Here is an 18,104-nt window from a genome sequence, read left to right as displayed (position 1 = left end):
ACTTGGAAAAGCCCCAAGTAACCAAGGGCTCTTGCCCCTTTCGTTCGGTGCCTCGCCTAGGCTCGGCATGCCCTCGCTCCAGTCCTGCTCCGTGGGCCCGCCGCCATCGGCCATCCATGGCCGGGGGCGGCTAACCCGGCATCCATGCCGGGTTGCCCACTGCGCAGAACCTCCACTCGGCCTCTCGAGAGGGCGGTGCGTCAAGATCAAAAGTTGAAGGCGAGCTAACGCTCGGCCTGATGAGTGGTGAGAAGCAAAAGCTGTACGCCGATTCATTGTGGGAGCTGGCTTGTCGGGTCGCCGCATCGCTGCGATGGCGGCCTGGTAGCCGACCAATCTCTTGCGGGTGTACCCCATCCAAATGTGGGAGCGGGCTTGCTCGCGATGCTGTTGATCTTGCCGTTGCTTTGCTTTGCTTTGCTTTGGCTTCAGATCTGCCGCCCCTTTCCCAGAGGCCGAACGCAGGCGTTGCGCAGGGGGCACCGCGGCAAGGATGCCGCGGTAGCCGCCCCCGGCCATGGATGGCCGATGGCGGCGGGCCCCCGGAGCAATGCCGGAGTGAGGGCATGCCGAGCCAAAGCGAGGCACCGAATGGAGGGGCAAAGCGTTTTGCTTACTTTTCGGCGTTTGGAAAAGTGAGTCGCTGTAAGAGCGAAACCGTAATCAGCCATCACCGCAGAAACGGATATGTACCCCACCCCTAAGTGAACAGCATTACGCCGTTTGTCGAGACAGCCGTGCGAATACTTCTCGCGTAGATCAACCTATCGGGTGTTTGATGAGGCATAGTCGCCTGCCACCAGGCGGCTCATACCCGTCAGGGGTCATAAAAAGGGTGAACGGGAAGATTCGCCCTGTGATCAATATTCAGGGAGCGTCATGGGTCATCCGTCCGTTAACAATCGTATTGAACAATCCCGCCATGGCGTGCCTTGGGTCGCCGAGCAAGTCGGGGCCACACTCAAGGTTCGCTCTGCGGTGATTCTGCTGGTCGCGGTGTGCCTGTCCATGACGGCGATCGTGATTTGGGAAGCCTGGAATTCGCGTCAGTACCATCTGCACGACAAAGAAGTGGCGATGTCCAACCTTGCCCAGACTCTGGCCTCGCAAGCGCAGGCATCGATCAAGCAAGCCGATACGTTGCTGTTGACCCTCGTGGACCGCCTCGAAAACGACGGCATCGACCAGGCCCGGTTACCCCGGCTGGAGCGTTTGCTCAGCGCCCAGCGCAGTGAGTTGAGCCAGCTCCATGGCTTGTTTATCTATGACGAAGAAGGGCGCTGGATTGCCAATTCCAACGGCGCCGTCCTGCCCAATGCCAACAACGCCGATCGTGAGTATTTCATCTACCATCGCGATCATCCCGACCGCGGCCCCCACATCGGCCCCTCGATCAAGAGCCGTTCAAGCGGTGAATGGATCATGACGGTGTCCCGTCGCGTCAATCATCCGGATGGCCGTTTTGCCGGTGTGGCGTTGGCAACGATCTATCTCAGCCATTTCCTCGGGCTCTACGACAGCATTGACATGGGCCATAACGGCGTGATCAACCTGATCGCCGATGACGCCACCATCGTCGTTCGCCGGCCGTTCAAAGAAACTGAAATCGGCACCAGCGTCGCCAAAGGGCCGCTGTTTACGCAACTGTTGCCCAAGGGCAATTCAGGCACGGCAACGGTCCCGTCCTATGTGGATGGCGTCGAGCGGGTGGTCGGTTTTCGTAGGGTCGACGGTTATCCGCTGATCATCTTTGCAGCGCTGAATAAAGATGAAGTCTTGGCCGTCTGGCGTAAGGAGGTACTGCTGAGTGCCGGGATCGTGTCGTTGTTTCTGGGGTTCCTGGGCGTCTTCGGTTATCGCCTCATTCGCCTCATGAAGCAGCAGAATCACGTGCAGAACGTTCTGCTGGATGCGCAGGAAAAACTCATCGAGGTCAACCGCAGTCTTGAGTTGCTGGCGCTGGAGGACGCGCTGACAGGACTGTCCAACCGGCGTCAGTTCGATCTGTTCATCCTCGCCGAAATGGGCCGCGCCAGACGCAACCAGACCCACCTCGCGCTGCTGATGATCGATGTCGATCACTTCAAGAGCTTCAATGATCTTTACGGCCATGTGGCCGGCGATGAGTGTTTGCGTAGCATCAGCACGATCATCAGGGACAACATCAAGCGCCCCGGCGACCTGGCTGCCCGCTATGGCGGCGAAGAGTTTGCGGTGGTACTGCCCGGCACCGACTATGTGGGGGCATTTCTGGTGGCGGAAAAAATCCGCCGCGCGGTTCAGCAGGCGGGTATCCAACACAGTGAAGGGGCTGAAGGCACGGTGACGGTCAGCCTGGGGGTCGCTGCTTACGATCCGGCGTCACAAGCCCAGCCCAATGATCTGGTGGGGGCCGCCGACAAGGCGCTCTACGTGGCCAAGGCCAGCGGCCGGAACATGAGCGTCATTGCCAACTGAATTCAAACAAACCGGTCACTGCCCTGAACCAGTTTGGTGGACAGGTACGATTGCTTGAGTTTTTCCAGCCACCAGCCCAAGGCGCGGCCGTCATGATCGCCACGCCAGCCGGCATACAAAATGTTCGGCTCACGCGGGTCGGCCATCTGTTTTTCAACCAGCGTGCCGTTCTTCAGTAACGAGCTGACCCGATGCTTGGGTAACCAACCCACGCCCAACCCGTCGCACTGGGCGAGGATCTTGGCGCGCATCGTCGGCACGGCGAGCACCGGTTGGCCGACGGAGACGCCGTAAGTGCTGCCTTCGGTAACCCTGGACGAATCGGCCACGACAATCGCCCGGTGCTGCGCAACCATGGCGCGTGATATCGGCTCCTGGGCCTTGGCCAGCGGGTGCCTGGGCGAAACCGCGAACACCCATTCCATTTCCCCCAGTTGCATCCAGCGCAAGGAAGGGATCGCCGGTGGTTCGTTGGTGGCGCCGATGATCAAGTCCGCGCGGCCTTCACGCAGGGCTTCCCAAACACCTTTGAGGACTTCCTGAGTGATGCGCAACGGCACGCCGGACTCCAGCGCATCGAACTCGTGAATCACCGGGATCAACGCTTCGAATTCGAGCAACTCATCGGTGACGATCCATAGGCGGCTCTCCCAGCCATTCGCCACTTGCTGCACCCGCTGGGTCAGTCGCGAGACGTCTTGCATCAGTCGCGCCGCCTCGTTCACCAGCAATTCACCCGCTGGGGTCAGCTGCAAGCGGTAGCGACGACGGTCGAACAGCAAGGCGTCAAAGCGTTCCTCCAGTTGCCGCGCCGCGTAGGACACCGTCGAGGGCGCCTTGCCCAAGTGGGCAGCGGCCCGGGACAGGCTGCCGGTTTCGCGGATGGCTTCCAGCAAGCTGAGATCTTCAATCGATAACATGGGCAGAGTCCTTGAACGAACAAGATCAAAAGATCGCAGCCTGCGGCAGCTACGCGCCCGTTGGGCGCTGCCACAGCCTGATCAATCTAAAGTAGACCAGCACGTTGATCGCCAGCACCACGCTGCCCAGTCCCAGCTGAATTGCCGGCGTCAGGCCCGCCGGGTAAATGACCGGCCACACGTAATGCTCGATGAAACCGCCGCTATAACCGGTTTGCCCGGCCGCATCGCGCATGAGGTTTTCCCACTGCGTCAGCGGGCAGGGCAGGTGGAAGACTTCCACCGACACGCCCCACGCAGCCGCAGGCAGGTGCCACCAGATCAGGGGGCGCCATTTGAGCACCAGCAGCCCGCCGAACAGCACAAACAGAATGAACCACAGGTGGAACAGGACCAGCCCGTCGGCGGCGATTCGGTAAAGCATGTCGACTCCCTGACGCGTTATGCGAATGGCTCCATGGTACTCGGGCGGGTTGCTGGCGCTCTATCGATTGTTGCTGTTCAACGTCGCCAGCACTTCCTTCAGACGCACCACCGTGGTTTCGCTGCTGCGTTGCATCGGCGCGCGCAGTTCGTCGTCGATCAAGCCTTCGAGGGCCAGGGCGGTTTTCACCGGGGCGGGGTTGGGTTCGATGAACAGGCTTTGAATCAGCGGCAGCAGTTGGAAGAACGTGGCTCGACCGGCCGCCAACTGGTTGTCGCGGATCTGTTGATACAACGCCACGAACAGCTCCGGATGAACATGCGCCGAAGCGGCAATGGCGCCTTTGGCGCCCAGACACAAGGCGCTGAAGATCTGGTTATCTTCGCCGCACAGCACGTCGACCTTGCCACTGCCCAGCAGCGCCAGGGTATTGGCCTGATTGCCGCCGCAATCCTTGATCGCGACGATTCGCTCATGGGCGACGATGTTGAGCAGTGTTGCTTGCTCGAACGCCACGCCGGTGCGGTAAGGGATGTCGTAAAGAATGAGCGGAACGCTGGAGGCATCGGCGACGGTTTTGAAAAACGCTTCGAGGCCCGCCTGGGAAGGGCGGATGTAATACGGCGGCGGCACCAGTAAACCAGCCAGTGGACGTTTCAGGATCTCGCTCTGAAATTGCAGCAGCTCGGTCATATTGTTGCCGGCCAGGCCCATGACCACCCGTTCCGCCGGCACCTGCGCCAGCACCGCATCGAGTACCGCCAGTTGCTCGTGTTTGCTCAGTGCCGCCGCTTCCGCCGTGGTACCGCAGACCACAACGCCATCGACACCTTTTTCCAACAGATGATTGACCAGCCGGCGCAAGCCGACGAAATCGATCGCACCGTTGCGAAACGGCGTAACGAGGGGAACCCAAATACCTTGAAACGATGACATGCACGTACTCCTGAAGGTTGACCGATTTCGTCACCGTCAGAAGCGTAGAAGGCAGTAAGCAAGGGGAGGGTGTCCGTAGCGCTCAATGTCCTGTCAGCTCATCTGACGGGACAGCGCGCCCCGGTCACATGAGCGACTGTTTCTTCGATTTGAGGGCGTGCGCAACGCAACCTTGCGCCTTGGCATTCAAGCCAATGACGACAGTGTTGAGGTTGAAGGTTGCGGACATACTTGCTTACACCCTGAATGAGGCGCTCAGTTTTAAAAGCCCGCGCGATTTTTGTCAATCGCGAAAATCAGCGAACTCCGCACGCATTCTGCCGTTGTGCCTGGCGGCGGACCAAGTGCGCAAGATTGTTCAAGCCAGCCGCCGCGGCTGCTGGCACAGTCTGAGGTCTTTCCCTGGTTGTAGAGCGTTATGTCCAATTCATTCATGCCGCGCAGTGCCTTTCTTCGCGGCGCTGCGGCGATCATGCCGTTGTCCCTGGCCACCGCGCCGTGGGGACTGCTGGCTGGTTCCATGGCCATCGAAGCCAATCTCACGCCCCTGCAAGGCCAGGGGTTGTCGAGCATCGTGTTTGCCGGGGCGGCGCAACTGGTGGCGATCGGCATGCTCAAGGGCGGTGCCGGGATCTTTTCGATTCTGCTGACCACACTGCTGCTGACCTCCCAGCATTTGCTCTACGGGATGAGCATGCGTTCGGTGATTTCGCCGTTGCCGGGGCGCTGGCGTGTGGGGTTGGGCTTTTTGCTCACCGACGAGCTGTTCGCCCTGACCAGTGCGCATGACAAACAACAGTTCAACCGCTGGTATGCGTTGGGTGTCGGCCTGACGTTTTACATCGCCTGGAACCTCTTCACCCTGGCCGGCATCGTGCTGGGCAGCAGCATTCCGGGGCTGGAACATCTGGGGTTGGATTTCTCCATCGCGGCGACTTTTATCGCCCTGATCACCCCGGTGGTGCGAAACGTGCCGACCGTGGTGTGCGTGGCGGTGTCGCTGTTCTGCTCGGTGCTGTTCAGCTACTGGCAATGGGGCTCGGCGCTGGTGCTGTCGGGGTTGGCGGGCATGACCGCAGGTTTTATCTGCAACAAATTCTACGGTGAACGCACATGATGGTTTGGGCAGTGATTTTCGGCATGGGGCTATTGGTGTTCCTCAACCGCTATGTGTTTTTGGAGCCGCGACTGCCCGTGCGCTTGAGCAGCAATGCGCGGCAGTTCCTGGGTTTTGCGGTGCCGGGCATGTTGACGGCGATCTGTGGGCCGATCGTGTTCATGCCGGACAAGCAGTTGAATCTGCAGTGGGATAACCCGTACCTGATCAGTTCGCTGGTGGCGGTGGGGCTGGTGCTTTACACCCGTAATACCTTGCTCAGCATGTTGTTGAGCATGGGGTTCTTCTGTTTGCTGCGTTGGTGGCTCTAAGTCGTTCCCGTCGAAATTGTTCTACGCTTAAAGGAGATCCCTTCAGGAAGAGAGGTGAGCATGGCTAATGATCCAAAGCGTCCGGACCCGGATGAAGAGGTGGATGAACCCACGGAAGAGGAGATCGAGCGGCAGAAGCATGAGATACCGGACTGGAAACACCCCGATGACGGCAAAAGCCTGTCAGACCGCGATGTAGAGATTCCGTTGAAGCCCTGACAGCACATACAAAAAGCCCCGCTATCAAGCGGGGCTTTTCATTGGGCGATTATTAAATCAGATCGCTTCATTCCAGCGAATGTGTGTAATGCCCAATTGCTGCGCTTTGGTACGCGCAGTTTCGAGGTTGGCGTGTGCGGCGATTTGACGACCGGAGTCGGGATAAGCATGGGCGGAAGCCGAATGTATCGCATCGACATCGGAAAACTGTTCAGCCAGTTTGAAAAAGTGCTGACGAACGCCGTCGAACATATAGTGCACGGCATAGGGGACGAGTTTGCTCATATATTCCTCCTCGGGCCGAAGCTCAGTTATTGAGAGTGGTTCGAGGTCGGGTTCGTTCAGTTCTTTGGCTGAATGAACCCGGTCCATCAACTCAAACGTCTTCCAGCAGAAAATCGGGGTGGGCGGCCCGATAACCCAAGGCCTTGTCGATCCAGGCGTTCAACTCGTTGACCATGACCGGAGGTTTACCCGGATAGCGTTCGAGGGTTGTACGCAGGAGGTTGCCGATAGTGGCAATTGAATGCAGGTTGCGGGTCTTTATGTATTGCCCGATAAAACAGTCGAGTGGGTAATGTTCTGTCTTCGAAAGATAAACACACGCCAGACCATCGACTTGATTAATTGTGAAATCGTCGCGCAATTTAATTCTCTGCAAGGCTTGTTGTTGTAGGGATTTCCTTGGTTTATTGACTCTTTGGTCAATTGCGGGGTGCCGAGGGAATGCGGCGCGCATGCTATCCATAGTTATTCTAAATGTATCGAAGTGTCAGACAGGCGGTTGTCAGGTTAAGTCGCAATCAAAGCGAGGTGTTTCTTGGGTGAGACAACATGTGTAACGATCAAGTGTTCAATATGTATATATAACTGTTACTGATGCCTGCATATATGTCTGTATTGATACGTTTATGGGATTTCATCAATCAGCGCAGCGCCTTGATTTCTTGAATTGCCCACCGCTCTGTCAACCTTGTACCACTCGAAAACCTCGCTCACTTCGCCTTGCAACAGCACCAGCTGCTCCGCGCGTTCTTTGGGGGTGGCCGGGTCAAGCCATTCCCGCGCCAGCGGCGCAGACAACACCACGGGGCGCCGGTCATGAATGTCGAGCATGCCGCCCGCACTGTCGGCAGTGATGATTACAAAACCGTCATCGGCCCGCGGCTCACCACCCGGGCCGGGAAACTGTCCGATCGCCGCGCATAAAATCGGCGCCCGGTCCCGTCGGCGGATGAGCCACGGTTGCCTCGTCGAATCCCCGGCGTCGACCCATTCGAACCAGTTGTCGATCGGCACTATCGCGCGGTGCGGCCAGATCGCCCGGAAGAACGGGCCGTGGGCGACTTTTTCGACCCGCGCATTGATCGGTGCCGCCCGATCTTTCGCCCAGTGCGGCCGCCATCCCCAGCGCTGAAAATCGGCGTGCAGGCCGTTGCTCTCCAGATGCAGGAGGGCGAGTTGCGTGGTGGGCGCCGCGTTGTAGCGGGCCAACGGTTCGTCCCCGACGTGGTTGATCAACGCGTCGGGGATGCTCAGCACCGCGACAAAATCGTGAATGCCTCGATATTGCGACAGGCGTCCGCACATAGGCTGATGCTCTGATTGAAGCGCTCTGGCTGAAGATTTCAGCTTAGTTGCTCAGATTACTGTTCAAGGGAAAACAGTCTGTTTTGGCGCTGTTGCTGGACAAACACTGTTCGCAGCTGGTCATGAGCTTATGCATAAATCGAATTTTAAAAGCTTCTTGTAAGAGCGTTATGGTCTATCGCAATCACCCTCAAGGAGCCCCCGATGAACCTGTCCCGATTCGTGCGCAGTCTGCTGACCAGCGCACTGTTCGCCGCACCACTGGCTTACGCCGCCGAGCCCGTCGTCCTGCACGTCGGTGATCAGAACTACTACAACATTCGCGCTTCGGTGGAGGCCTCGGGCGTACTGAAAGACGCGCCGTATACCGTCGACTGGAAGCACTTCCAGGCCGCCGCGCCACTGGCCGAAGCGCTGAATACCGGCGCGCTGGATCTGGGTTTTCTCGGCGATTCGGGTTTTCTGTTCCTCGCCGCCAGGCAGGCGCGGGTGAAACTGATCGGCGTGTCGCGGCAGAACCCCGACACCATCGCCTTGCTGGTGCCCAAGGATTCGCCGGTCAAAACCATCGCCGATTTGAAGGGTAAGAAAGTCGCTTACTGGCCCGGTGCCTGGAGCCAGCAACTGACCCTGCGCGCCCTGGAAAAAGCCGACCTGCCGGAAGACTATGTCGACTTCATCAAACTGATGCCGATCGATGCCGCCGCCGCGTTGCCTCAGGGCAGCATCGACGCGTTCCCGGTCTGGGAACCTTACATCTCCCAGCAGATTCTGTTCTCCGGCGCCCGGCCGATCCTCACCGCCAAGAACCTGATGTCCGGCCTCAGCGCTATCGCCGCCTCGACGCCGTCGATCGACAGCAAACGCGAAGCCATTGCCGACTTTCTGGTACGCCTGAAAAAGGCCCGGGCCTGGGTCGACAACCACACCGACGAGTACGCCGATCTCTGGGCGAAGAAAGCCAACCTTGACCAGAACGTCTCGCGCCATTGGTTGCGCCAGGCCCACATGACCGTCGGCCCGGTGGATGCGCAGGCAGCGAAGGACCTGCAAAGCACGGCGGACTTCCTGTTCAAGGTAAAAGCGCTGCCGACTGCGCTGGCGACCGCGCCGATTATCGACAGCTCGTTTCAGCAGGCGTTGGCTGAGTAAACGTGCGGCGTTACGTAATCACCGGGTCGCTTCTTGCGCGAATGTGTGCAAGCCGGTCGAGTTGCTTTGCAGCATCTCGATGAAGCGTAGCGCGGCGGGCGCCATGGCTTGCCCCGTGCGGGTGATCAGGCCGATAGAGCGTGTGACGCCCGGATGATCCACCGGCACTTTGACCAGATCATCGCGGCCGTCGTCCGCCGACTCAGGCAGCAGGCTCATGCCCAGCCCCTGACGCACCAGCGCCAGCACCGTCGACATGTAATTGGCCTCCAGTCCCGGCGACAACGGCAGTTGCGCGTCTGCGAACAGTTGCTCGACCAATTCGCGCACGCTGCTGTCGCGCCCGGTCAGGATGATCGGTTGAGCCGTCAACTCGCCCAAGGTGACTGAGCGTCGCTGGGCCAGCGGGTGATCGGCGGGGACGAACAGGCACAGCCGATCTTCCATGACCACCTGAAATTCCAGCCCATGGCTCATTCGTGCCCGGACGCCGAGGCCAAAATCCACTTCTCCATCGCGTACCAGCGTGTCGATACGCTGGGCGACGACGTCCCGCAGGCGAACTTCCACGCCCGGAAACTGCTCGCGAAACCGCTTCAGAAGGGGTGGCAGGGTTGAGGCGCACAGCGAGGGCAGGGCGGCGATGGTCACGACGCCGCGGCGCAACGATGCCAGGTCCCGCGAGGCGGTGACGATGTTTTCAAGGTCCAGCAGCAACTTCTCCATTGGCCGCAATGCGCTTTGTCCGGCGCTGGTGAGGCTGACGTGGCGTGGGCTGCGTTCGAGCAGGGCAACGCCGAGCCAATCCTCCAGTTGTTGAATTTGCACCGTCAATGCCGAAGGCGAGAGGTTCACCGCCACCGCCGCCCTGGAAAAACTTCCGGTTTGTGCAACGGCCAGAAAGGCGCGGATGTGTTGGATCGAATTCTTCATTTTGTTTTTCCGAATGCTGGCTACCGAACATTTCAATTTACAAAGATTACCTGCAATTCCAATACTCGGTGAAAACAACAACAGCGCGTCTCATCGCCCATGCGATCAGAGATGACGAACAGGATCTGCCCATGCTTGCCACACTCGGTGTCATTACTATTCTCAGTTTGCTTGCTGCTGTCATGAGCAAACGCCTTTCACCCCTGGTTGCCTTGATCGCCCTGCCGATCATCGCCGCACTGATCGGTGGATTCGGTCTGCAGACCAGTGCCTTCATCATTACCGGTATCAAGAACGTGGCCCCCGTGGTCGGGATGTTTGTGTTCGCGATTCTGTTTTTCGGCGTGATGACGGATGCCGGCATGCTGGACCCGATCATCGACCGGATCCTGCACCGGGTCGGTACCCGTCCGACGCGTATTGTCATGGGCACTGCGCTGTTGGCGTTGCTGGTGCACCTGGACGGTTCGGGGGCTGTCACCTTCCTGGTGACCATCCCGGCCATGCTGCCGTTGTACACGCGGCTGGGCATGGATAAGCGCATTCTGGCCTGTGTCACGGCCATGGCCGCCGGGGTCAATTTCCTGCCATGGACCGGCCCGGTCCTGCGGTCCTCGGCGGCATTGCATGTGCCGGTGGCCGACCTTTTTCAACCACTGATCCCCGTACAGTTCGTGGGGCTGGTGTTCGTCTTTACCTGCGCCTGGTTCCTCGGTCGTCGAGAAGAGCGGCGCTTGGGTCTAGGTGCCGGAGTGTCGGTGGATGTGATGCCGAAACGGGTGCTGAGCGACGCCGAGAACGCGTTGCGCAAGCCGCAACTGTTTTGGGTCAATCTGGTGCTGACCGTGGTGGTGATGGGCGTGATGATTGCCGGGATTGTCGACCCGGTGGTGATGTTCATGCTCGGTACGGTGCTCGCTTTGTGCCTCAACTACCCCAACGTCGATGCCCAACGTGCACGCATCGACGCCCATGCGAAAACGGCGCTGACCATGGCCAGCATTCTTCTGGCGGCCGGTGTGTTCACCGGGATCATGCAGGGCAGCGGGATGCTCAAGGCCATGGCCGAGGTCGCGGTGGCGCAGATTCCCGCCGGGCACGGCAAGTTGATTCCGATGGTGGTGGGCTTCATCTCCATGCCCTTGAGCCTGCTGTTCGATCCCGATTCCTTCTACTTCGGCATCATGCCGGTGGTGGCTGAAGTCGGCCGGGCCTTGGGCGTCGACCCTGTGCAAGTGGCCCAAGCGTCATTGCTGGGCGTGCACACCACCGGGTTCCCGGTCAGCCCGCTGACCCCTGCGACCTTTCTGTTGGTGGGGTTGTGCAAGATCGAACTGGCGGATCACCAGCGCTTCACCATCCCGTTTATGTTCGCGGCCTCGGTGCTCATGACCCTGACAGCGCTGCTTCTTGGAGTCTTCTGAATGAAAACCTTACGCATCGGCTCCGGTGCCGGTTACTCCGGCGACCGCATCGAACCGGCCATCGAACTGGCCGAGCACGGTGAGTTGGACTATCTGGTGTTCGAATGCCTGGCCGAGCGCACCATCGCCCTGGCCCAGCAGGCACGGCTGGTTGACCCGGAAGCGGGCTTCGACCCGTTGCTGGGGGAGCGCATGCGTCGCGTGCTGCCCTTTGTCGGTCGTGGCGCGGATGGCCAGCGCCGACGTTTGCGGGTGATCACCAACATGGGCGCCGCCAATCCGCTGGCCGCGGCGCGCGAAGTCCGACGGCTCGCCGCACAATTGGGTTTGTCAGGGCTGAAAGTGGCGGCGCTGACCGGTGACGATGTACTGGCGACACTGTTGCGCGATCTGTCGCAGCCCCTGGATAACGGCAGCACGTTGGCGTCCCTGGGTGATCGCGTCATTTCGGCCAATGCGTATCTGGGTGTGGAAGGCATCATCGACGCGCTGCACGCCGATGCCGATGTGATCATCACCGGCCGTGTGGCGGACCCTTCGCTGTTCCTCGCACCCCAGATGTTCGAATTCGGCTGGGCGGCGGATGATTGGCCGCTGTTGGGACGCGGCACGCTAGTGGGGCATTTGCTCGAGTGTGCAGGGCAGATCAGCGGTGGTTATTTTGCCGATCCGGGGTTCAAGGAGGTGGCGGATCTGGCGCGCCTGGGGTTCCCACTGGCCGAGGTGGATGCCACGGGGCGCGCGGTGATCAGCAAAGTCGCCGGTTCTGGCGGGCGCATCGATACAGCGACATGCACCGAACAGATGATCTATGAAGTGCATGACCCGGCCGCCTACCTGACACCGGACGTCACTGCCGATTTTTCGGGTGTGTCCTTCACGGCCCAAGGGCCGGACCGGGTGATGGCCCAAGGCGCCGACGGCCGGGCACGACCGCAGTCATTGAAAGTCTCGGTGGGTTATCTCGATGGCTGGATCGGCGAGGGCCAGATGTCCTATGGCGGGCCGGGCGCGTTGGCGCGAGGGCGATTGGCGCGAGAGGTGGTACTGGAACGCTTGAAACTGACGGGCGTGGTGTTTGAGGAGATCCGCGCTGAGTTGATCGGCGTCGATGCCTTGCACGGTACTGAATTGGGTTCACGGACGGACAGTGAACCCTGGGAAGTGCGCCTGCGAGTGGCGGCACGTTGCGCCGATCGCGCCGAAGCGCTGCGCATCGGCAATGAAGTGGAAACCCTCTACACCAATGGCCCTTACGGCGGTGGCGGAGCAAGCAAGTCGGTGCGGCAGGTGGTGGCGGTGGCTTCGCTATTGCTGCCGCGCGATGCCGTCACTCTGCAGGTTCATTTGGAGGACAGCGTATGAGTGGCATCAAACTGCGTGAACTGGCCCACTCTCGAACGGGTGACAAGGGCGATACCTCCAACATCTCAGTGATTGCCTTTCGTGCCGAAGACTATCCGCGCCTGTGTCAGTGGCTGACGGTGGAGCGGGTGACCGAGCATTTCGCCGAACTGCTCGGCCCACGCAGTCCGCCGGTGCGGCGCTATGAGTTGCCGAACGTCCATGCGCTCAATTTCGTCTTGCCGGGCATTCTGCGCGGCGGCGTGACCCGCTCCCTGGCGCTCGATGCCCACGGCAAAGCGCTGGGTGCGGCATTGCTCGACCTGGAACTATGAGCGCGTGATGAGGCGACGCCGGAACCAAACACTGTGTACCCTTATCCAACCTCGGCCTGCAGCGACCTGCGGGCCGACGAAGGATAAATGGGCGAAGGATTTTTGCCCTTTGACGTGTTGACCGTAACGGTCTGGCCCAAGGCAAAACATGAAACGGCTGTTCAAGGTTCTCTCTGCACTCATCATCGCCACAGGGCTGGTGGGGTGTATCGCTTCTCCAATCGAAATGACGCCGCAGACCGAGCAGCGTCTGAGCGCGCAACCACCGATCCGTTTTCTGCTGACCTTCGACGACGGTCCCAGCGCTTCGAGTTTCTGGAATCCGACGATGACGGTGCTCGACAGTCTGGCGACGAACCCGGTGCAGCCGAACCTCAAGGCGGTGTTCTTCGTGCAGACCCGTGCCTCACGGGCGGGCGGCAGTGAAATAGGGCGCCAGGTCATGCACCGCGAACAGGCCGAAGGTCAGATCCTGGGCTTCCACACGGCCACGCCCGGGCACACCAATCATCGCTCCCTGGACCCACAGGAACTGGAACAATCCCTCACCAACGGCAGCGCCGACATCGCCGCGATCACCGGCGCGCCGCCGACGCTAGTGCGCCCGCCATTCTGGAACTACGACAAGCGCACTTTCGCGGCCTATCAGCAACACGGCATGCATGTGCTGCTGACCGACCTGAGCGCCAATGACGGCAAGATCTGGGGCTTCAACGCCAGCCCCCGGCGGCGAGCCCACTTCTTGCGCACAATGTCCGAAGTGCGCGAGCGCATCGCCCTTGGCGAGTTACCGGTGGTGGACGGAGTGATTCCGGTGGTGGTGACCTTCCACGACCTCAATCGCTACACCGCCCGGCATGCTCGGGAGTACCTGCAAATCCTCCTCGACAGTGCACAGGCTACCGGTGTGAAAACCGCCGAAAAGCCGTTTTACGACGACACGGCAGCGCTGCAACGGGCCGCGATGGCGCGTACCGTTCGCGACAGTTCACAGCCGGTTAAATTACCGGGGCTCTGGAATTGGATCTGGGGTGGGGATTCTCACTGAAAGGTCGCCAAAGTGAGAAACAGCTAACACTTATTTTGAGCATTGGTGGGCGCAGGATAGGAAAAGCGCATCTATGCTGAGCAAGTTGGATCCGATTAATGGCCACGGAGGCAGCCAGTCATGGTTTCAGTTCCTGAGCTTTGCCGCATAGTTGAGTCCGGTTTTCAACCGCTTTCCTGTGCCTGCACGGTGAATCCGGACGGAACGTTACAGATCAAAGTCTACGAACCCGCCACCGGGCGAATTGATCTGTTGATCACCGGTGTATCACCCGAACGGCTGACCACCGTTCGTGATATCTCCAATCTGATTGGCGAGTTGCGCATCGAGATGCGCGCCGGGCGCCGGGCGTTTGCCGGCTAGGCCCGCGGTTGCAGCTCATCAATCATCTGCAAGCAATGATTCAACCCCGGCGATACGTCGCCCACGCGCCTGCTGAGAATGATCGGCGAGGTCGCGTTGTCTTCCAGCAGCGGCGTGAAACCAATGTCGTCGCGGTGCAGCAATTGCACCGAGGCCGGCACCAGGGTGACGCCGATTCCCGCTCCCACCAGACCGATGGCTGTTTGCAGCTCGTTGGTCCATTGCGCCACATGAATACTCACGCCATAGGATTCGAATAACGCGATCACATGGTCGGCGTAGCTCGGGCGCGGGTTGCCGGGGTACAGCACAAAAGGTTCTTTCGCCAGTTCGCGAAGACTGATCGGCCCGGCCAGTAATGGGTGACCCGCGGGCAGGGCGGCGACCAGCCGATCTTCGGTCAACACAGTCTGGATGATCGCCGGGTCGTCGATGCGGATTCGCCCGAAACCGATATCGATACGCCCGGCCTTGAGCGCCTGCACTTGCTGCAACGTGGTCATTTCCGATAGCCCCAGTTCAAGCTCCAGGGGCTCGCCGCTGCGCAAGCGGCGAATCAGTTCCGGCAGCACGCCGTAGAGCGTCGACGGGGCGAAACCGATGCCCAGCCAGGTCTTTTCGCCCAGACCGATCCGTCGCGTGTTGTCGCACACCTTGCTCAGTTGCTCGAGCAGGGCGGTGGAGTGCTCATGGAAAAACCGCCCGGCATCGGTCAGCTTCAGCGGCCGCCCGCGCTCCAGCAACAACACCCCGAGTTCATCCTCCAGTTGCTGCATCTGCCGGCTCAGCGGTGGTTGGGCAATGTGCAGAAGCTCGGCGGCACGGGTGAAATTGAGGGTTTGAGCCAACACCTGAAAATACCGCAGGTGACGCAGTTCCATGGGGCCTCCGGAAACCAGTTTGCATACCTTAAAGGTATCAAGTCAGACCAATTCTATATTGGCTTCCCGAAAAAAGCCGTACCAGAATCGGTTCCAGAACTTTAAGAACCTGACGGGTATCGACATGCTTGCAACAGCCATTGAATCGATCGAGACGATCATCGTCGATCTGCCGACCATCCGCCCGCACAAGCTGGCGATGCACACCATGCAGAACCAGACGCTGGTGATCATTCGCGTGCGCTGCGCCGACGGCATTGAAGGTATTGGCGAATCCACCACCATTGGTGGCCTGGCCTACGGCAATGAAAGCCCTGACAGCATCAAGACCAACATCGACAAACACTTCGCGCCGCTGTTGCTGGGCCAGGACAGCGCCAACGTGAATGCCGCGATGTTGCGCCTGGAACGCAGCATCCGTGGCAACACGTTCGCTAAATCAGGTATCGAAACCGCGTTGCTCGACGCTCAGGGCAAACGCCTTGGGCTGCCGGTCAGCGAGTTGCTGGGTGGCCGTGTTCGCGATGCACTGCCAGTGGCGTGGACCCTGGCCAGTGGCGACACCGACAAGGACATCGCCGAAGCGGAAAAGATGCTCGACCTGCGCCGCCATCGGATCTTCAAGCTGAAAATCGGTGCCGGTGAGGTCAACCGCGACCTGGCCCATGTCATCGCGATCAAAAAAGCCTTGGGCGACCGCGCCAGTGTGCGGGTCGATGTCAATCAGGCCTGGGATGAAGCGGTCGCGCTGCGCGCCTGCCGGATCCTGGGAACCAACGGCATCGACCTGATCGAACAGCCGATCTCGCGCAACAACCGCGCCGGCATGGCGCGCCTGAATGCCATGAGCCCGGCGCCGATCATGGCCGATGAATCCATCGAATGCGTGGAGGATGCGTTCAATCTGGCCCGTGAAGGCGCGGCGTCAGTGTTTGCCTTGAAGATCGCCAAGAACGGCGGCCCGCGCGCCGTGCTGCGAACCGCGGCCATCGCCGAAGCCGCCGGTATCGGCCTGTATGGCGGCACCATGCTCGAAGGTGGCATCGGCACCCTGGCCTCGGCCCATGCTTTTGTCACGCTGAACAAACTGGCGTGGGACACCGAGCTGTTCGGTCCATTGCTGCTGACTGAAGACATTCTCAGCGAGCCGCTGGTCTATCGCGATTTTGAGTTGCACGTGCCGAAAACACCGGGGCTGGGCTTGAACCTCGATGAAGAGCGTCTGGCGTTCTTCCGTCGTGACAAAACGTCTACTGCCATTCATCAAGCCTGAGGAGAGCATTATGCTGTTCCACGTAAAAATGACCGTGAACCTGCCGGTCGATATGAATCCGCAAGCAGCCGCCACATTGAAGGCTGACGAAAAAGCCCTGGCCCAACGCCTGCAAGAGCAAGGCAAGTGGCGTCACTTGTGGCGCATCGCCGGGCACTATGCCAATTACAGCGTTTTCGACGTCGACAGTGTGCAGGAACTGCACGACCTGCTCATGCAATTGCCGCTGTTTCCGTACATGGCGATCGAGGTCGAGGCGATGTGCCGGCATCCTTCTTCCATTCGCGAAGATGACCGCTGAACCCAGCCTGTTCAGTTCGCTACGCTAATAATTACAAGATGAGGAACCCACCAAAATGAACGTCAAGATTTCCCACACTGCCAGTGTCCAGAAGTTTCTCGAAGAGGCCAGCGGTCTGCTCAATGACGCCGGCGACCCACGGGTCAAGGCCCTGGTTTACCGCATCCTGCGTGATTCGGTGAACATCATCGAAGACCTGGCCGTAACGCCGGAAGAGTTCTGGAAAGCCGTCAACTACCTCAACGTGCTGGGTGCGCGTCAAGAGGCCGGGTTGGTGGTGGCCGGGCTCGGTCTCGAACATTATCTCGACCTGTTGATGGACGCTGAAGATGAACAGGCCGGCAAGGCTGGCGGCACACCGCGGACCATCGAAGGCCCGCTGTACGTGGCGGGTGCGCCGTTGTCGGAAGGCGAAGCGCGTCTCGATGACGGCGTCGATCCGGGTGTAGTGCTGTTCATGCAGGGCCAGGTCAAGAACACCGCCGGCGAACCGTTGGCTGGTGCCGTGGTCGATGTCTGGCACGCCAACACCGGCGGCACTTACTCCTACTTCGATACCACTCAATCGGAGTTCAACCTGCGTCGTCGTATCGTCACCGATGCCGAGGGTCGTTATCGCTTTCGCAGCATCGTGCCGTCGGGCTATGGCTGCCCGCCGGACGGTCCGACCCAGCACCTGCTCGATCAACTGGGCCGTCATGGCCAACGGCCGGCGCACATTCACTTCTTCATCTCCGCGCCGGATCATCGTCACCTGACCACCCAGATCAACCTCGATGGCGATCAATACCTGCACGACGATTTCGCCTATGCCACCCGTGACGAGTTGATCGCGAAGATCACCTTCAGCGACGATCAAGCACGTGCGGCGGCCCATGGTGTGAGCGGTCGTTTTGCCGAAATCGACTTCGATTTCACCTTGCAGACCTCCGCGCAACCCGACGAGCAGCAACGCCACGAGCGGGTCCGCGCACTCGAGGACTGATATCGGGATGTGATCGAACCCGACCTTGTGGGAGCGGGCTTGCTCGCGAAGGGGCCATCAGCTTCAGCATCAACGCTGACTGACACACCGC

Annotated in this window: 21 protein-coding genes; 13 read left to right on the top strand and 8 right to left on the bottom strand. The window is 59.9% G+C overall.

Features of this window, described 5'->3' with window-relative positions:
• Positions 1–879 precede the first annotated feature (879 nt).
• Positions 880–2,457, top strand: a complete 1,578-nt coding sequence (locus tag JFU47_RS06815; protein WP_201182012.1) for a sensor domain-containing diguanylate cyclase — start codon at positions 880–882, stop codon at positions 2,455–2,457.
• A 2-nt stretch (positions 2,458–2,459) separates the two neighbouring features.
• On the opposite strand, the gene JFU47_RS06810 is transcribed toward JFU47_RS06815, so the two are convergent.
• The 3 genes from JFU47_RS06810 to dapA are packed head-to-tail and all read right to left on the bottom strand — an operon-like array spanning position 2,460 to position 4,737.
• Positions 2,460–3,377, bottom strand: coding sequence for a LysR family transcriptional regulator (locus JFU47_RS06810; RefSeq protein ID WP_201182010.1), 918 nt, complete (start codon positions 3,375–3,377; stop codon positions 2,460–2,462).
• 49 nt (positions 3,378–3,426) lie between these two features.
• Complete coding sequence (locus JFU47_RS06805; protein ID WP_201182008.1) at positions 3,427–3,801, bottom strand: DUF2784 domain-containing protein; 375 nt, start codon at positions 3,799–3,801, stop codon at positions 3,427–3,429.
• A gap of 60 nt (positions 3,802–3,861) precedes the next feature.
• On the bottom strand, positions 3,862–4,737 hold the full coding sequence (gene dapA, locus JFU47_RS06800; RefSeq protein WP_201182006.1) for a 4-hydroxy-tetrahydrodipicolinate synthase: 876 nt from the start codon (positions 4,735–4,737) through the stop codon (positions 3,862–3,864).
• Between the two features lie 418 nt (positions 4,738–5,155).
• On the opposite strand from dapA, the gene JFU47_RS06795 reads away from it, so the two are divergent.
• From JFU47_RS06795 to JFU47_RS06785, 3 genes are read left to right on the top strand one after another with little or no spacing between them, the layout of a single operon-like run.
• Complete coding sequence (locus JFU47_RS06795; protein ID WP_201182004.1) at positions 5,156–5,854, top strand: AzlC family ABC transporter permease; 699 nt, start codon at positions 5,156–5,158, stop codon at positions 5,852–5,854.
• The gene (locus JFU47_RS06790; RefSeq protein WP_201182301.1) at positions 5,854–6,165 is read left to right on the top strand and encodes an AzlD domain-containing protein; all 312 of its coding nucleotides are present in this window, start codon (positions 5,854–5,856) and stop codon (positions 6,163–6,165) included. Before JFU47_RS06795 ends, JFU47_RS06790 begins: the two co-directional genes overlap by 1 nt.
• Positions 6,166–6,225: 60 nt before the next feature.
• Entirely contained in the window at positions 6,226–6,384 is a 159-nt protein-coding gene (locus JFU47_RS06785) for a hypothetical protein (RefSeq protein WP_170206228.1), read from the top strand.
• Positions 6,385–6,441: 57 nt separating this feature from the next.
• On the opposite strand, the gene JFU47_RS06780 is transcribed toward JFU47_RS06785, so the two are convergent.
• The 3 genes from JFU47_RS06780 to JFU47_RS06770 all read right to left on the bottom strand — a co-directional run bounded on the left by JFU47_RS06780 (position 6,442) and on the right by JFU47_RS06770 (position 7,974).
• Positions 6,442–6,669, bottom strand: a complete 228-nt coding sequence (locus tag JFU47_RS06780; protein WP_140682244.1) for a DUF6555 family protein — start codon at positions 6,667–6,669, stop codon at positions 6,442–6,444.
• 91 nt (positions 6,670–6,760) lie between these two features.
• Positions 6,761–7,030, bottom strand: a complete 270-nt coding sequence (locus tag JFU47_RS06775; protein ID WP_201182299.1) for a hypothetical protein — start codon at positions 7,028–7,030, stop codon at positions 6,761–6,763.
• A 263-nt stretch (positions 7,031–7,293) separates the two neighbouring features.
• On the bottom strand, positions 7,294–7,974 hold the full coding sequence (locus tag JFU47_RS06770; RefSeq protein ID WP_140682246.1) for an SOS response-associated peptidase: 681 nt from the start codon (positions 7,972–7,974) through the stop codon (positions 7,294–7,296).
• A 204-nt stretch (positions 7,975–8,178) separates the two neighbouring features.
• Here JFU47_RS06770 and JFU47_RS06765 point away from each other — a divergent pair, with 204 nt between their 5' ends.
• Positions 8,179–9,126, top strand: coding sequence for an ABC transporter substrate-binding protein (locus JFU47_RS06765; RefSeq protein ID WP_201182002.1), 948 nt, complete (start codon positions 8,179–8,181; stop codon positions 9,124–9,126).
• An 18-nt stretch (positions 9,127–9,144) separates the two neighbouring features.
• On the opposite strand, the gene JFU47_RS06760 is transcribed toward JFU47_RS06765, so the two are convergent.
• Positions 9,145–10,059 carry a LysR family transcriptional regulator gene (locus tag JFU47_RS06760; protein WP_201182000.1) on the bottom strand — a complete coding sequence of 305 codons (915 nt, stop codon included), beginning with the start codon at positions 10,057–10,059 and terminating at the stop codon, positions 9,145–9,147.
• Positions 10,060–10,190: 131 nt separating this feature from the next.
• Here JFU47_RS06760 and JFU47_RS06755 point away from each other — a divergent pair, with 131 nt between their 5' ends.
• From JFU47_RS06755 to JFU47_RS06735, 5 genes are all read left to right on the top strand, one after another.
• Positions 10,191–11,483: a CitMHS family transporter gene (locus JFU47_RS06755; RefSeq protein ID WP_201181998.1), complete on the top strand. Its 1,293-nt coding sequence runs from the start codon at positions 10,191–10,193 to the stop codon at positions 11,481–11,483.
• Positions 11,484–12,848 (top strand): acyclic terpene utilization AtuA family protein, encoded by a 1,365-nt coding sequence (locus JFU47_RS06750; RefSeq protein WP_140682254.1) that lies wholly within the window; start codon positions 11,484–11,486, stop codon positions 12,846–12,848.
• Positions 12,845–13,162, top strand: a complete 318-nt coding sequence (locus tag JFU47_RS06745) for an AtuA-related protein (RefSeq protein WP_140682256.1) — start codon at positions 12,845–12,847, stop codon at positions 13,160–13,162. Before JFU47_RS06750 ends, JFU47_RS06745 begins: the two co-directional genes overlap by 4 nt.
• A gap of 148 nt (positions 13,163–13,310) precedes the next feature.
• Positions 13,311–14,210 carry a polysaccharide deacetylase family protein gene (locus tag JFU47_RS06740; protein ID WP_201181996.1) on the top strand — a complete coding sequence of 300 codons (900 nt, stop codon included), beginning with the start codon at positions 13,311–13,313 and terminating at the stop codon, positions 14,208–14,210.
• Between the two features lie 120 nt (positions 14,211–14,330).
• A complete protein-coding gene (locus tag JFU47_RS06735; RefSeq protein WP_201181994.1) occupies positions 14,331–14,573 on the top strand; it encodes a DUF1652 domain-containing protein in 243 nt (80 codons plus the stop codon).
• Here the strand turns inward: JFU47_RS06735 and JFU47_RS06730 are convergent.
• Entirely contained in the window at positions 14,570–15,454 is an 885-nt protein-coding gene (locus JFU47_RS06730; RefSeq protein WP_008154539.1) for a LysR family transcriptional regulator, read from the bottom strand. The genes JFU47_RS06735 and JFU47_RS06730 overlap by 4 nt on opposite strands.
• 124 nt (positions 15,455–15,578) lie before the next feature.
• Here JFU47_RS06730 and JFU47_RS06725 point away from each other — a divergent pair, with 124 nt between their 5' ends.
• Genes JFU47_RS06725 through catA form a run of 3 tightly spaced genes read left to right on the top strand, consistent with a single transcriptional unit; the run spans position 15,579 to position 18,013 of the window.
• Positions 15,579–16,727 (top strand): muconate cycloisomerase family protein, encoded by a 1,149-nt coding sequence (locus JFU47_RS06725; RefSeq protein ID WP_140682262.1) that lies wholly within the window; start codon positions 15,579–15,581, stop codon positions 16,725–16,727.
• Between the two features lie 10 nt (positions 16,728–16,737).
• A complete protein-coding gene (catC, locus tag JFU47_RS06720; RefSeq protein ID WP_033057703.1) occupies positions 16,738–17,028 on the top strand; it encodes a muconolactone Delta-isomerase in 291 nt (96 codons plus the stop codon).
• 55 nt (positions 17,029–17,083) lie between these two features.
• A complete protein-coding gene (gene catA, locus JFU47_RS06715; RefSeq protein ID WP_140682264.1) occupies positions 17,084–18,013 on the top strand; it encodes a catechol 1,2-dioxygenase in 930 nt (309 codons plus the stop codon).
• The last annotated feature ends 91 nt before the right edge of the window (positions 18,014–18,104 follow it).

Source organism: Pseudomonas sp. TH39(2020) (genome assembly GCF_016650715.1).
Taxonomy (GTDB): domain Bacteria; phylum Pseudomonadota; class Gammaproteobacteria; order Pseudomonadales; family Pseudomonadaceae; genus Aquipseudomonas; species Aquipseudomonas mandelii_C.
The sequence above is the reverse complement of the archived record's forward strand: the minus strand, read 5'-3'. Positions and strand labels throughout refer to the sequence as shown.

Coding starts and splice junctions, on each gene's coding strand:
- JFU47_RS06815 (WP_201182012.1), top strand. CDS start 880: ATGGGTCATCCGTCCGTTAACAATCGTATTGAACAATCCCGCCATGGC.
- JFU47_RS06810 (WP_201182010.1), bottom strand. CDS start 3,377: ATGTTATCGATTGAAGATCTCAGCTTGCTGGAAGCCATCCGCGAAACC.
- JFU47_RS06805 (WP_201182008.1), bottom strand. CDS start 3,801: ATGCTTTACCGAATCGCCGCCGACGGGCTGGTCCTGTTCCACCTGTGG.
- dapA (WP_201182006.1), bottom strand. CDS start 4,737: ATGTCATCGTTTCAAGGTATTTGGGTTCCCCTCGTTACGCCGTTTCGC.
- JFU47_RS06795 (WP_201182004.1), top strand. CDS start 5,156: ATGTCCAATTCATTCATGCCGCGCAGTGCCTTTCTTCGCGGCGCTGCG.
- JFU47_RS06790 (WP_201182301.1), top strand. CDS start 5,854: ATGGTTTGGGCAGTGATTTTCGGCATGGGGCTATTGGTGTTCCTCAAC.
- JFU47_RS06785 (WP_170206228.1), top strand. CDS start 6,226: ATGGCTAATGATCCAAAGCGTCCGGACCCGGATGAAGAGGTGGATGAA.
- JFU47_RS06780 (WP_140682244.1), bottom strand. CDS start 6,669: ATGAGCAAACTCGTCCCCTATGCCGTGCACTATATGTTCGACGGCGTT.
- JFU47_RS06770 (WP_140682246.1), bottom strand. CDS start 7,974: ATGTGCGGACGCCTGTCGCAATATCGAGGCATTCACGATTTTGTCGCG.
- JFU47_RS06765 (WP_201182002.1), top strand. CDS start 8,179: ATGAACCTGTCCCGATTCGTGCGCAGTCTGCTGACCAGCGCACTGTTC.
- JFU47_RS06760 (WP_201182000.1), bottom strand. CDS start 10,059: ATGAAGAATTCGATCCAACACATCCGCGCCTTTCTGGCCGTTGCACAA.
- JFU47_RS06755 (WP_201181998.1), top strand. CDS start 10,191: ATGCTTGCCACACTCGGTGTCATTACTATTCTCAGTTTGCTTGCTGCT.
- JFU47_RS06750 (WP_140682254.1), top strand. CDS start 11,484: ATGAAAACCTTACGCATCGGCTCCGGTGCCGGTTACTCCGGCGACCGC.
- JFU47_RS06745 (WP_140682256.1), top strand. CDS start 12,845: ATGAGTGGCATCAAACTGCGTGAACTGGCCCACTCTCGAACGGGTGAC.
- JFU47_RS06740 (WP_201181996.1), top strand. CDS start 13,311: ATGAAACGGCTGTTCAAGGTTCTCTCTGCACTCATCATCGCCACAGGG.
- JFU47_RS06735 (WP_201181994.1), top strand. CDS start 14,331: ATGGTTTCAGTTCCTGAGCTTTGCCGCATAGTTGAGTCCGGTTTTCAA.
- JFU47_RS06730 (WP_008154539.1), bottom strand. CDS start 15,454: ATGGAACTGCGTCACCTGCGGTATTTTCAGGTGTTGGCTCAAACCCTC.
- JFU47_RS06725 (WP_140682262.1), top strand. CDS start 15,579: ATGCTTGCAACAGCCATTGAATCGATCGAGACGATCATCGTCGATCTG.
- catC (WP_033057703.1), top strand. CDS start 16,738: ATGCTGTTCCACGTAAAAATGACCGTGAACCTGCCGGTCGATATGAAT.
- catA (WP_140682264.1), top strand. CDS start 17,084: ATGAACGTCAAGATTTCCCACACTGCCAGTGTCCAGAAGTTTCTCGAA.